Source organism: Pseudomonas sp. NPDC089547, assembly GCF_050280665.1.
Taxonomy (GTDB): Bacteria; Pseudomonadota; Gammaproteobacteria; order Pseudomonadales; family Pseudomonadaceae; genus Aquipseudomonas.
Window position 1 is genome coordinate 63,813 of record NZ_JBNNVS010000027.1, and the last position, 12,538, is coordinate 76,350.

At 60.5% G+C, this 12,538-nt stretch carries 9 protein-coding genes and 1 pseudogene; 1 reads left to right on the top strand and 9 read right to left on the bottom strand.

Going from position 1 to position 12,538, the window contains the following annotated elements:
* Positions 1 to 18 precede the first annotated feature (18 nt).
* From sucD to sdhC, 9 genes are all read right to left on the bottom strand, one after another.
* On the bottom strand, positions 19 to 903 hold the full coding sequence (gene sucD, locus ACQKPZ_RS18625) for a succinate--CoA ligase subunit alpha (protein WP_427540910.1): 885 nt from the start codon (positions 901 to 903) through the stop codon (positions 19 to 21).
* Positions 903 to 2,069, bottom strand: coding sequence for an ADP-forming succinate--CoA ligase subunit beta (sucC, locus tag ACQKPZ_RS18630; RefSeq protein ID WP_003254205.1), 1,167 nt, complete (start codon positions 2,067 to 2,069; stop codon positions 903 to 905). Before sucC ends, sucD begins: the two co-directional genes overlap by 1 nt.
* A 172-nt stretch (positions 2,070 to 2,241) precedes the next feature.
* Positions 2,242 to 3,678, bottom strand: coding sequence for a dihydrolipoyl dehydrogenase (lpdA, locus tag ACQKPZ_RS18635; protein ID WP_284356601.1), 1,437 nt, complete (start codon positions 3,676 to 3,678; stop codon positions 2,242 to 2,244).
* Between the two features lie 93 nt (positions 3,679 to 3,771).
* Complete coding sequence (odhB, locus tag ACQKPZ_RS18640) at positions 3,772 to 4,995, bottom strand: 2-oxoglutarate dehydrogenase complex dihydrolipoyllysine-residue succinyltransferase (protein ID WP_391127902.1); 1,224 nt, start codon at positions 4,993 to 4,995, stop codon at positions 3,772 to 3,774.
* Positions 4,996 to 5,037: 42 nt separating this feature from the next.
* Positions 5,038 to 7,869, bottom strand: coding sequence for a 2-oxoglutarate dehydrogenase E1 component (locus ACQKPZ_RS18645; RefSeq protein WP_012273353.1), 2,832 nt, complete (start codon positions 7,867 to 7,869; stop codon positions 5,038 to 5,040).
* Between the two features lie 245 nt (positions 7,870 to 8,114).
* On the bottom strand, positions 8,115 to 8,819 hold the full coding sequence (locus ACQKPZ_RS18650; protein WP_012315348.1) for a succinate dehydrogenase iron-sulfur subunit: 705 nt from the start codon (positions 8,817 to 8,819) through the stop codon (positions 8,115 to 8,117).
* A gap of 11 nt (positions 8,820 to 8,830) precedes the next feature.
* The gene (gene sdhA, locus ACQKPZ_RS18655; protein ID WP_346643265.1) at positions 8,831 to 10,603 is read right to left on the bottom strand and encodes a succinate dehydrogenase flavoprotein subunit; all 1,773 of its coding nucleotides are present in this window, start codon (positions 10,601 to 10,603) and stop codon (positions 8,831 to 8,833) included.
* A gap of 3 nt (positions 10,604 to 10,606) precedes the next feature.
* Complete coding sequence (gene sdhD / locus ACQKPZ_RS18660) at positions 10,607 to 10,975, bottom strand: succinate dehydrogenase, hydrophobic membrane anchor protein (protein WP_003254214.1); 369 nt, start codon at positions 10,973 to 10,975, stop codon at positions 10,607 to 10,609.
* On the bottom strand, positions 10,969 to 11,355 hold the full coding sequence (gene sdhC / locus ACQKPZ_RS18665; RefSeq protein WP_012315350.1) for a succinate dehydrogenase, cytochrome b556 subunit: 387 nt from the start codon (positions 11,353 to 11,355) through the stop codon (positions 10,969 to 10,971). The genes sdhD and sdhC overlap by 7 nt, the downstream gene beginning before the upstream one ends.
* A 352-nt stretch (positions 11,356 to 11,707) precedes the next feature.
* On the opposite strand from sdhC, the pseudogene ACQKPZ_RS18670 reads away from it, so the two are divergent.
* Positions 11,708 to 12,475: pseudogene (locus tag ACQKPZ_RS18670) on the top strand (citrate/2-methylcitrate synthase); the annotation flags it as partial.
* Between the last annotated feature and the right edge of the window lie 63 nt (positions 12,476 to 12,538).

The window sequence follows — 12,538 nt, forward strand, 5'->3', positions numbered from 1 at the left end:
GTGGGGGGTGTAGCAGTATTACTTCTTGGCTTCCCAGCCAGTCAGCTCGGCCAGGGCCTTGCCGATGTCAGCCAGGGAACGCACGGTTTTCACACCGGCGTCTTGCAGGGCGGCGAACTTCTCGTCCGCAGTGCCCTTGCCGCCAGAGATGATGGCGCCAGCGTGGCCCATGCGCTTGCCCGCAGGTGCAGTAACACCGGCGATGTACGAAACGACTGGCTTGGTCACGTGAGCCTTGATGTAGGCAGCAGCTTCTTCTTCAGCCGAACCGCCGATCTCACCGATCATGACGATCGCTTCGGTCTTCGGGTCTTCCTGGAACAGCTTCAGGATGTCGATGAAGTTGGAGACCGGGATCGGGTCACCGCCGATGCCGACGCAGGTCGACTGGCCGAAGCCGGCGTCGGTGGTCTGCTTCACAGCTTCGTAGGTCAGGGTGCCGGAACGCGAAACGATACCGACCTTGCCTGGCAAGTGAATGTGACCTGGCATGATGCCGATCTTGCACTCGCCCGGGGTGATGACGCCTGGGCAGTTAGGGCCGATCAGGGTAACGCCCAGCTCGTCGCACTTGACCTTGGCATCCAGCATGTCCAGGGTAGGAATGCCTTCGGTGATGCACACGATCAGCTTGATGCCGCCGAAGGCTGCTTCCAGGATCGAGTCTTTGCAGAAAGGAGCCGGAACGTAGATGACCGAAGCGTCAGCGCCGGTAGCTTCTACAGCTTCTTTTACAGTGTTGAACACTGGCAGGCCCAGGTGGGTGGTACCACCCTTGCCTGGGGTCACGCCGCCGACCATCTTGGTGCCGTAGGCGATGGCTTGTTCGGAGTGGAAAGTACCCTGCGAGCCGGTGAAGCCCTGGCAGATGACTTTGGTGTCTTTATTGATCAGGACGCTCATTACTTGCCCTCCGCAGCTTTTACAACTTGTTGAGCAGCGTCGGTCAGGCTGGTGGCCGCAATGATGTTCAAACCGCTTTCTGCCAGTACTTTAGCGCCCAGTTCAGCGTTGTTACCTTCAAGGCGAACAACAACCGGAACTTTAACGCCAACTTCTTTCACTGCACCGATGATGCCTTCGGCGATCATGTCGCAGCGAACGATGCCGCCGAAGATGTTGACCAGAACGGCCGCGACATTGCTGTCGGACAGAATGATCTTGAACGCTTCGGTAACGCGCTCTTTGGTAGCACCGCCGCCAACGTCGAGGAAGTTGGCTGGCTTGCCGCCGTGCAGGTTGACGATGTCCATGGTACCCATGGCCAGGCCGGCACCGTTGACCATGCAGCCGATGTTGCCTTCCAGGGCAACGTAGTTCAGTTCGAACTTGGCAGCGTGGGCTTCACGGGCGTCGTCCTGCGACGGGTCGTGGAAGGTTTTCAGCTTGGGCTGACGGTACATGGCGTTGGCGTCGATGTTGATCTTGGCATCGAGGCAGTGCAGGTCGCCATCGGCCTTGATCACCAGCGGGTTCACTTCCAGCAGGGCCAGGTCGTGATCCTTGAACAGCTTGGCCAGACCCACGAAGATCTTGGCGAACTGTTGTACTTGCTTGCCTTCCAGGCCCAGCTGGAATGCCAGCTCGCGACCCTGGAACGGCTGAGCGCCGACCAGCGGATCGATGGTGGCCTTGAGGATCTTCTCAGGTGTTTCGTGAGCAACTTTCTCGATGTCCACGCCACCTTCGGTGGAAGCCATGAACACGATACGGCGGCTCGAACGATCGACTACAGCGCCCAGGTACAGCTCTTTGGCGATGTCAGTGCAGGATTCGACCAGAATCTTGGAGACAGGCTGACCGTTGGCATCAGTCTGGTAGGTAACCAGATTCTTGCCCAACCACTGTGCAGCGAACGCCTTGGCGTCTTCCTTGCTGCGAACCAGCTTTACGCCGCCCGCTTTGCCGCGACCACCTGCGTGAACCTGGGCTTTGACAACCCACTCGTTCCCGCCGATCTTGTCGCAGGCTTCTGCAGCTTGCTCAGGGGTATCGACTGCGAAACCCTTGGAAACTGGCAGGCCGTATTCAGCGAACAGCTGCTTACCCTGATACTCGTGAAGATTCATGCTTTTTACCGTCTTCGTTAGGTACTGCGCTTCGGCGCTGCGCCATTACTGGCGCCGCACCACCTGTGACCGTTGACCCCGGGTTTTCCCGTGTGATCCGGTCCGGCGGACGTTCCGCGGTGAGTCATGCACGCAAGACTCACGACGGGCTGCCCGCCGTGGTTTCTTATAATTAACGCTTCTTACGGTTGGCCACGTGAATGGCGCCGCCATTCACCGCCAGCGCTGCTTCATGCAACGCTTCGGACAGGGTTGGATGGCTGAAGACCATCATGCCCAGATCCTCGGCACTGGTGCCGAATTCCATTGCGATTGCACCCTGCTGCACCAGTTCGGCAGCCGATGGGCCAATCACGTGTACACCCAGGACGCGGTCGGTCTTGGCATCGGCGATGACCTTGACGAAACCACCGGTGTCGTTGGCCGCCATCGCACGGCCGCTGGCCGCGAACGGGAAGGTGCCTACGTTAACCTCAACACCCTCGGCCTTCAAGGACTGTTCGGTCTTGCCGACCCATGCAATTTCCGGGTGGGTGTAGATAACCGACGGGATCAGGTCGTAGTTCATCTGGGCCTTGTGGCCCTTGATGCGCTCGACAACCATGATGCCCTCTTCCGAAGCCTTGTGGGCCAGCATCATGCCGCGTACCACGTCACCGATGGCGAACACGCCCGGAACGCTGGTGGCGCAGTGATCGTCAACGAAGATGTAGCCACGCTCGTCGATGGTCACGCCGCTGTCGGCAGCCAGCAGGTCGGTGGTGACAGGGCGACGGCCGACCGCAACGATCAGCTTGTCGAAGGTGATCTTCTGCTCGCCTTCGGCGTTGGTGTAGGTCACTTCGACTTCGTTGCCGTTGACTTTCGAGCCGGTGACGCGAGCGCCCAGCTTGATGTCCAGGCCTTGCTTGGTCAGGGTCTTCTGGGCTTCTTTCGACACGGCGGTGTCGGCAGCCATCAGGAAGGTGTCCAGGGCTTCCAGGACGGTGACTTCAGCACCCAGGCGAGCCCATACCGAGCCCAGCTCCAGGCCGATCACGCCGGCACCGATAACGCCCAGGCGCTTCGGTACGGCCTGGAATTCCAGGGCGCCGGTGGAGTCGACGATGACGTTCTGGTCGACCGGAGCCGGCGGAATGTCGATCGGGCGCGAGCCGGAGGCCAGGATCACGTTCTCGGCTTCGATGACTTCGGTGGTGCCGTCAGCCTTGGTGACTTCGACTTTCTTGCCAGCCAGCAGTTTGCCGTGGCCCTGGATCGAAGTAACGCCGTTGGCCTTGAACAGGGTGGCAACGCCACCGGTCAGGTTCTTGACGATGCCAGCCTTGCGGCCAACCATCGCGGCAACGTCCATCTTCACTTCGCCAGTGGAGATACCGTGGACGTTGAAGCTCTCTTTGGCTTCCTTGTACTTCCAGGAGCTGTCCAGCAGCGCCTTGGATGGGATGCAACCTACGTTCAGGCAGGTGCCGCCCAGGGCCAGCTTGCCCTCGGCGTCGGTGTACTTCTCGATACAGGCAGTCTTCAGACCGAGTTGGGCAGCCTTGATGGCAGCCACATAGCCGCCAGGACCTGCACCAATCACCACTACGTCGAATTTCTGGGTCATAAAAGATTCCTTATCAGCTACAAGCTACAAGCCGCGAACCGCGCGGCATGGCTTCTTGCGAAGCCAAGGCCGGCACGGTACGCAGCCAGAGGGTTAGATGTCCAGCAGCAGGCGAGACGGATCTTCCAGCAGGTTCTTGATGGTGACCAGGAAGGTTACCGCTTCCTTGCCGTCGATCAGGCGGTGATCGTACGACAGCGCCAGGTACATCATCGGGCGAATCACGACCTGGCCATTGATGGCCATCGGGCGCTGGATGATGTTGTGCATGCCGAGAATGGCAGCCTGCGGCGGGTTGACGATCGGGGTCGACATCATCGAACCGAAGGTACCACCGTTGGTGATGGTGAAGGTGCCGCCGGTCATTTCTTCGATGGACAGCTTGCCGTCACGGGCCTTCTTGCCGAAGGTGGCAATGCCGTTCTCGATTTCAGCCAGGCTCATCGACTCGGCGTTACGCAGTACCGGTACCACCAGGCCACGGTCGCTGGACACGGCAACGCCGACGTCGGCAAAGCCGTGGTAGACGATGTCGTTGCCGTCGATCGACGCGTTCACCGCCGGGAAGCGCTTCAGGGCTTCGGTGGCAGCCTTGACGAAGAACGACATGAAGCCCAGGCGCACGCCATTGTGGGTCTTCTCGAACAGGTCCTTGTACTTCGAACGCAGCGCCATGACTTCGGTCATGTCCACTTCGTTGAAGGTGGTCAGCATCGCCATGTTGGACTGGGCTTCAACCAGACGCTCGGCGATCTTGGCACGCAGACGGGTCATCGGCACGCGCTTCTCGGTGCGGTCGCCAGCAGCGACGACAACCGGGGCAGCAGCAGCGGCAGCTGGCTTGGCAGCCGGCGCAGCGGCAGGCGCCGACTTCTTGTTGGCGACGGCAGCGACGACGTCTTCCTTGGTGATGCGACCGCCTTTGCCAGTGCCGGCAACGGTAGCCAGGTCGATGCCGTTCTCTTCAGCCAGCTTGCGGGCGGCTGGCGCGGCGACCGGGTCGTCTTCGCCAGCGTCGGCAGCGGCAGCAGCCGGGGCAGCAGCGGCCGGAGCGGCAGCGGGAGCAGCGGCGGCAGCGCCGCCTTCAACGATCGAACCCAGTACTTCGTCGGACAGGACGGTGTCGCCCTCGCCCTTGACGATGGCGCCCAGCACGCCGTCGGCGGTGGCCAGTACTTCCAGCACGACCTTGTCGGTCTCGATGTCGACGATCAGCTCGTCACGCTTGACGGCTTCGCCCGGCTGCTTGTGCCAGGTGGCAACGGTGCCATCGGCAACCGATTCCGGGAAGGTTGGGGCTTTGATCTCGATAGCCATTGTCAGTGTTTCCTTAAATTCGGTTTCAGGTGCGCGAAGGCGTTAGACAGTGAAGGCGTCTTGCAGCAGTTTTTCCTGCTGTTCGGCGTGCTTCGAGGCGTAACCACAAGCTGGCGCGGCAGAAGCGTCGCGGCCGGCGTATTCCAGGACCAGTGCCTTGTTGTGGCGGCCCAGGATACGGCGCATGTGGTGCTGGCTGCTGTACCAGGCGCCCTGGTTCATCGGCTCTTCCTGGCACCAGACGGCATGCTTGAGGTTGCTGTATTGCGCCAGGATTTCGACCAGGTCGTCTTCCGGGAACGGGTACAGCTGCTCGAGACGCAGGATGGCGATGTCTTCGCGGCCTTCGGCACGGCGTTTTTCCAGCAGGTCGTAGTAGACCTTGCCACTGCACAGCACCAGGCGCTCGACCTTGGCCGGATCGATTGCATCGATTTCCGGGATCACGGTCTGGAACGAGCCTTCTGCCAGGTCTTCCAGCGTCGAGATGGCCAGCTTGTGGCGCAGCAGCGACTTGGGCGTCAGGACTACCAGCGGCTTGCGCAGCGGGCGAATGACCTGGCGACGCAGCAGGTGGTAGATCTGTGCCGGCGTGGTCGGTACGCAAACCTGGATGTTGTGCTCGGCGCACAGTTGCAGGTAACGCTCCAGACGCGCGGAGGAGTGCTCCGGGCCCTGCCCTTCATAACCGTGTGGCAGCAGCATGGTCAGACCGCACAGGCGGCCCCACTTGTGCTCACCGCTGGTGATGAACTGGTCGATCACCACTTGCGCACCGTTGGCGAAGTCACCGAACTGGGCTTCCCAGATCACCAGCGCGTTTGGCGTGGTGGTGGAATAGCCGTATTCGAAGGCCAGTACCGCCTCCTCGGACAGGAACGAATCGTACAGGTCGAAACGTGGCTGGCCCGGGAACAGGTTCTGCAGCGGAATATAGGTGCTGGCGTCCTTCTGGTTATGCAGCACCGCGTGACGGTGCGAGAAGGTGCCACGGCCGATGTCCTGGCCGGTCATGCGGATCGGGTGGCCTTCGAACTGCAGGGTGGCGTAAGCCATGGTCTCTGCATAACCCCAGTTGATCGGCAAGCCACCGGCCTGCATCTTCTGGCGATCTTCGTAGATCTTCGAAACCTGACGCTGAACCACGAAGCCTTCTGGCAGTTCCAGCAGCTTGGCCGACAGGTCCTGCAGGGTCTTGAGGTCGAAGCGGGTGTCGTGACGCGCGGTCCAGGCGTGGCCCAGGTATGGACGCCAGTCGACGAACAGCTCGCGGTTCGGCTCCTTGACCAGGCTTTTCACCACGTGCAGGCCATTGTCCAGCGCGTTGCGGTACTCGTCGATCTTGGCCTGAGCGCGCTCGGCGTCGATGCGACCGGCCTGGATCAGCGCCTCGGCATACAGTTCACGGGTAGTGCGCTGCTTGCTGATCTGCTGGTACATCAGCGGCTGGGTGCCGTTCGGCTCGTCGGCCTCGTTGTGGCCGCGACGACGGTAGCAGACCAGGTCGATGACCACGTCACGCTTGAACTGCATGCGGTAATCGATGGCCAGCTGGGTGACGAACAGCACCGCTTCCGGGTCATCGCCATTCACGTGCAGGATCGGCGCCTGGATCATCTTGGCAACGTCGGTGGCGTACTCGGTAGAGCGCGCGTCCAGCGGGTTGCTGATGGTGAAACCAACCTGGTTGTTGATCACGATGTGCACGGTACCGCCGGTCTTGAAACCGCGGGTCTGCGACATCTGGAAGGTTTCCATGACCACGCCCTGGCCGGCGAATGCTGCGTCGCCGTGGATCGAGATCGGCAGCACCTTGTCGCCAACGGTGTCGTTGCGGCGGTCCTGACGGGCGCGCACCGAACCTTCGACCACTGGCGAAACGATTTCCAGGTGGGACGGGTTGAACGCCATGGCCAGGTGCACTTCGCCACCGGTGGTCATCACGTTCGAGGAGAAGCCCTGGTGATACTTCACGTCACCGGAGCCCAGCTCGTTCATCTTCTTGCCTTCGAACTCGTCGAACAGCTCGCGCGGGTTCTTGCCGAAGGTATTCACCAGCACGTTCAAGCGACCACGGTGGGCCATGCCGATGACAACTTCCTTGGTGCCGTAAGAGCCGGAACGCTGGATCATTTCGTCCAGCATCGGGATCAGGCTCTCGCCGCCTTCCAGGCCGAAACGCTTGGTGCCCGGGTACTTGGTGCCCAGGTACTTTTCCAGGCCCTCACCGGCCGTTACGCGTTCAAGCAGGTGCGCCTGCACGTCAGCGGAAAACTCCGGACGGCCGCGCACGCTTTCCAGGCGCTGCTGGAACCAGCTGCGCTGCTCGGAATCGACGATGTGGGTGAATTCGGCGCCAATGGTGCGACAATATGTCTTCTGGAGTGCATCGAAGATGTCGCGTAGGCTCGCCTCCTCTTTGCCGATGAACAGGTCGCCGGCACGGAAGGTCGTATCAAGATCGGCATTGGTCAAGCCGTAGTGATTGATCGACAGGTCTACGGGCGCAGGGCGCTGCCACAACCCCAACGGGTCGAGCTTGGCAGCCTGATGGCCGCGCATACGATAGGCCTGGATCAGTCGCAGAACTTCAACCTGCTTCTTCTCGTGTTCACTGCTCACGCTCCCGGCAGATACCGGTTGAGCGCGGCGCTGGTTCTTTGCCAGCAGTACGAAATGGTCGCGGATTGTCGAGTGCGATACATCAGTAGCGGTGCTGCCGTCGGCGGGCAACTTCTGGAAGTAGGTGCGCCACTCTTCTGGCACAGCGTTAGGGTCGTGCAGGTAGAGCTCGTAGAGCTCTTCCACATATGCAGCGTTACCACCTGAAAGGTGGGCGCTATCCCACATGCGCTGCATCACGCTTTCTTGCATGCTTGGTCACCCTCGGTTAGGGGACTGATCGGCGAGAGCCACAGCAAACCTGGAAAAGTCCGAATAAAGCGACTGAACCACGCCACTTGGATCCTGCTGATTTTCCGGGTACCAGCCCGGAAAGCCCCTGCTGGTCTCATATCTTCATAGGTATGAACGCGGGCTTTGTGGGCCCTTGTTCGGGTTTTACCTCAGTGCGGGCTCACCACCCGCACCTCGGCATACTGCAGTTACAACAGGTTGTATCAGGTGCCGCTTTGCAGCAGCATGTTACGTACGTGACCAATTGCCTTGGTAGGGTTCAGACCTTTCGGGCAAACGTTCACGCAGTTCATGATCCCGCGGCAGCGGAATACGCTGAACGGGTCATCCAGGGACGCCAGGCGCTCCTGAGTCTTGGTGTCACGGCTGTCGGCCAGGAAGCGGTAGGCTTGCAGCAGCGCGGCAGGGCCCAGGAACTTGTCCGGGTTCCACCAGAACGACGGGCAGGACGTGGAGCAGCACGCGCACAGGATGCACTCGTACAGGCCGTCCAGCTTGTCGCGATCTTCCGGCGACTGCAGGCGCTCGATGGCCGGTGCCGGGGTATCGTTCTGCAGGAACGGCTTCACCTTCTCGTACTGCTTGTAGAAGATGCTCATGTCGACCACCAGGTCACGAATGACCGGCAGGCCTGGCAGCGGGCGCAGAACCAGCTTGTTGCCTTTGACCACACCCGACAGCGGGGTGATGCAGGCCAGGCCGTTCTTGCCATTCATGTTCATGCCATCGGAACCGCAAACGCCTTCACGGCAGGAGCGACGGTACGAGAAACCTTCGTCCTTTTCCTTGATCAGCGCCAATACATCGAGAACCATCAGGTCCTTGCCGCCGGTATCGACGTCGAACGACTCCATCTTGGGCGCCGAGTCGGTGTCCGGGTTGTAACGATAAACTTCGACTTTCAACATAGCAGCCACCCTTAGTAAGTCCGGACTTTTGGTTCGAAGGCTGGAACAGTCTTCGGCGCAAAGTTGACGCCGCGCTTGGCAACGCGCTTCTCACCCGGGTAGTACAGGGTGTGGCACAGCCAGTTTTCGTCGTCACGGTCTTCGAAGTCTTCACGGGCGTGAGCGCCGCGGGACTCTTTACGGGCTTCGGCCGCGATGGCGGTAGCTTCGGCGACTTCCAGCAGGTTCTGCAGCTCCAGCGCTTCGATACGCGCGGTGTTGAAGGCCTGGGACTTGTCGTTGATCTTGACGTTGGCGATACGCTCGCGCAGGCCAGCCAGCTGCTCGATACCCTTCAGCATGTATTCGCCAGTACGGAATACACCGAAGTAGTTCTGCATGCAGCTCTGCAGCTCGCGTTTCAGGCTGGCAACGTCTTCACCCGTGGTACGCCCGTTGAGGTTGTTCAGGCGGCTCAGGGCAACATCGATGTCGGTGTCGCTGGCGTCGAGGTGCTCGATGCCGTCGCTCAGCGCCTTCTCCAGGTGCAGGCCGGCAGCACGGCCGAATACCACCAGGTCGAGCAGCGAGTTGCCGCCCAGGCGGTTGGCACCGTGAACCGATACGCACGCCACTTCACCTACGGCGAACAGGCCAGGGATGATGTGATCCTTGCCTTCTTCGTCCATGGTGATGGCCTGGCCATGAATGTTGGTGGCAACGCCGCCCATCATGTAGTGGCAGGTCGGCACGACCGGAACCGGCGCAACGACCGGGTCGACGTGGGCGAAGGTCTTGGACAGTTCGCAGATACCTGGCAGGCGGCTGTGCAGCACTTCCTCGCCCAGGTGGTCCAGCTTCAGCAGTACGTGGTCCTTGTTCGGGCCCACGCCGTTGCCGGCGATGATTTCCTTGACCATGGAACGGGCAACCACGTCGCGGCCAGCCAGGTCTTTCGCGTTCGGCGCGTAACGCTCCATGAAGCGCTCGCCGTGGGCGTTGATCAGATAGCCACCTTCACCGCGGCAACCTTCGGTAACCAGTACACCGGCACCGGCGATACCGGTCGGGTGGAACTGCCACATCTCGATATCTTGCACCGGCACGCCTGCACGCAGCGCCATGCCGATACCGTCACCAGTGTTGATCAGGGCGTTGGTGGTGGAGGCGTAGATACGACCTGCACCGCCAGTAGCCAGAACGGTGGCCTTGGACTTGATGTACATGGTTTCGCCGGTTTCGATGCAGATTGCGATCACACCGACGAACGCGCCTTCCTGGTTCTTCACCAGGTCAACAGCGTAGTACTCGTTGAGGAAGGTGGTACCGGCTTTCAGGTTGCCCTGGTACAGGGTGTGCAGCAGCGCGTGACCGGTACGGTCGGAAGCGGCACAGGTACGGGCGGCCTGGCCACCTTTACCGAAGTCCTTGGACTGGCCACCGAACGGACGCTGGTAGATGCGGCCGGTTTCGGTACGCGAGAACGGCAGGCCCATGTGGTCCAGCTCGAAGACCGCAGCCGGGCCTTCCTGACACATGTACTCGATAGCGTCCTGGTCACCGATGTAGTCGGAGCCCTTGACGGTATCGTACATGTGCCAGCGCCAATCGTCGTTCGGGTCGGCCGAAGCGATGGCGCAGGTGATGCCGCCCTGGGCGGATACAGTGTGCGAACGGGTCGGGAAGACCTTGGTGACTACGGCAGTCTTGTGGCCGCCTTGAGCCAGTTGCAGCGCAGCGCGCATGCCGGCGCCGCCACCACCGATGATGATGGCGTCGAAGGAAATGGTTGGAATGCTAGCCATGGATCAGATACCCCAGAGAATCTGCACACCCCAGACGAAGTAAGCGAACATCGCAACGCCGCATACCGCCTGGAACAGGAAACGAATCGCAGTTGCCGACTTGCCGAACGACATAGGCGTCAGGTAGTCGGTTGCAATGGTCCACATGCCGACCCAGGCGTGAGCGCCCAGGGCAACGAGGGCCAGCAAGCTGAAGATTCGCATCGCGTTGTTGGAGAACAGACCATGCCACTGGGTGTAGTCGATGCCTGGGTGGGCGACCACGTAGCCGATCAGGAAGAGGAAGTAAGCCGCGAGAACGACCGCAGAAACGCGCTGCGCCATCCAGTCATAGAGGCCCGAACGCGACAGGTTCGTGACATTGGTTACCATACCCAAACTCCCACCAGAACGATCAGCACCACGGAGATGACGATCACGATTTTCGAGCCCAGCTTGCCGCCTTCCAGCGTCTCACCGATGCCCATGTCCATGATCAGGTGACGAACACCTGCCACGAGGTGATAAAGCAGGGCGGACAGCAGGCCCCAGGTCACGAACTTGGCCAGCGGGCTGGTCAGACACGCCTTCACCTCACCGAAGCCTTCCTCGGAACCCAGCGACTTGCCCAGTGCATAAAGCATGATGGCAAGGCCGAGGAACAGGATGACGCCGGAGATACGGTGCAGGATGGACGTGTACGCAGTGACAGGAAGCTTGATGGTCCTTAGGTCTAGGTTTACAGGTCGTTGGCTTTTCACGGCTTTTTTCACACTGAAGAGCCCCTAGCGAATCAGGGCAAAGTTGTTGGTAAGTGTACTGGTCAGGTACCCACCACCCAGGGAACGGCGACCCCCAGCAGTTCGGGCTTGCAAGCCCCTGGCGGTCGGGTGCCGAGTATAGACAGTTAGGCTGCTTATGACAACGTGACGGGGTAGCCCAAATAGCGCATTGCCTTTAGCGAGCAAAAGGCGTAAATGGGCGAGAATTTCGGGAAAAATCAGGCTTGAATGCCTGATTCAACAAGCCTTTAGGCAAATTGACATCTGAATTTATCCCTCTATAGTGGTGCGGGCCCTGCGTGGGGGGTCTGTCTGATGATTTCTAGCATTAATAGGAGGCCACATGGCTGACAAAAAAGCGCAGTTGGTCATCGAGGGCGCTGCCCCCGTCGAGCTGCCCATTTTAACCGGCACCGTTGGTCCTGATGTAATCGACGTCCGCGGGTTGGGGGCCACTGGTCACTTCACCTTCGACCCTGGTTTCATGGCGACCGCCTCGTGCGAGTCCAAGATCACCTACATTGACGGCGACAAAGGGATCCTGCTGCACCGCGGCTACCCGATCGAGCAACTCGCCGAACAGTCCGACTACCTCGAAACCTGCTACCTGCTGCTGAACGGCGAACTGCCGAATGCCGAGCAGAAGGCCCAGTTCGTCAGCACCGTGAAAAACCACACCATGGTTCACGAGCAGCTGAAGTCGTTCTTCAACGGTTTCCGTCGCGACGCTCACCCGATGGCGGTGATGTGCGGCGTGGTCGGTGCACTGTCGGCGTTCTATCACGACTCCCTGGACATCAATAACCCGCAACACCGTGAAATTTCCGCGGTGCGCTTGGTCGCCAAGATGCCGACCCTGGCCGCGATGGTTTACAAGTACTCCATGGGCCAGCCGATGATGTACCCGCGCAACGACCTGTCGTACGCGGAAAACTTCCTGCACATGATGTTCAACACCCCGTGCGAGATCAAACCGATCAGCCCGGTGCTGGCCAAGGCAATGGACCGGATCTTCATCCTCCACGCCGACCACGAGCAGAACGCCTCCACCTCCACCGTTCGCCTGGCCGGCTCGTCGGGTGCCAACCCGTTCGCCTGTATCGCCGCCGGAGGATCATCGAGATCGGCTGTGTCGAGGTAATCGGCCGGCGCCTGACCGGGCGGCACTTCCACG

Excerpts from the sequence above, each read along its gene's own strand:
- sdhD (WP_003254214.1), bottom strand. The coding sequence starts at position 10,975 with ATGGTAACCAATGTCACGAACCTGTCGCGTTCGGGCCTCTATGACTGG.
- ACQKPZ_RS18645 (WP_012273353.1), bottom strand. The coding sequence starts at position 7,869 with ATGCAAGAAAGCGTGATGCAGCGCATGTGGGATAGCGCCCACCTTTCA.
- odhB (WP_391127902.1), bottom strand. The coding sequence starts at position 4,995 with ATGGCTATCGAGATCAAAGCCCCAACCTTCCCGGAATCGGTTGCCGAT.
- sdhA (WP_346643265.1), bottom strand. The coding sequence starts at position 10,603 with ATGGCTAGCATTCCAACCATTTCCTTCGACGCCATCATCATCGGTGGT.
- lpdA (WP_284356601.1), bottom strand. The coding sequence starts at position 3,678 with ATGACCCAGAAATTCGACGTAGTGGTGATTGGTGCAGGTCCTGGCGGC.
- ACQKPZ_RS18650 (WP_012315348.1), bottom strand. The coding sequence starts at position 8,819 with ATGTTGAAAGTCGAAGTTTATCGTTACAACCCGGACACCGACTCGGCG.
- sucD (WP_427540910.1), bottom strand. The coding sequence starts at position 903 with ATGAGCGTCCTGATCAATAAAGACACCAAAGTCATCTGCCAGGGCTTC.
- sucC (WP_003254205.1), bottom strand. The coding sequence starts at position 2,069 with ATGAATCTTCACGAGTATCAGGGTAAGCAGCTGTTCGCTGAATACGGC.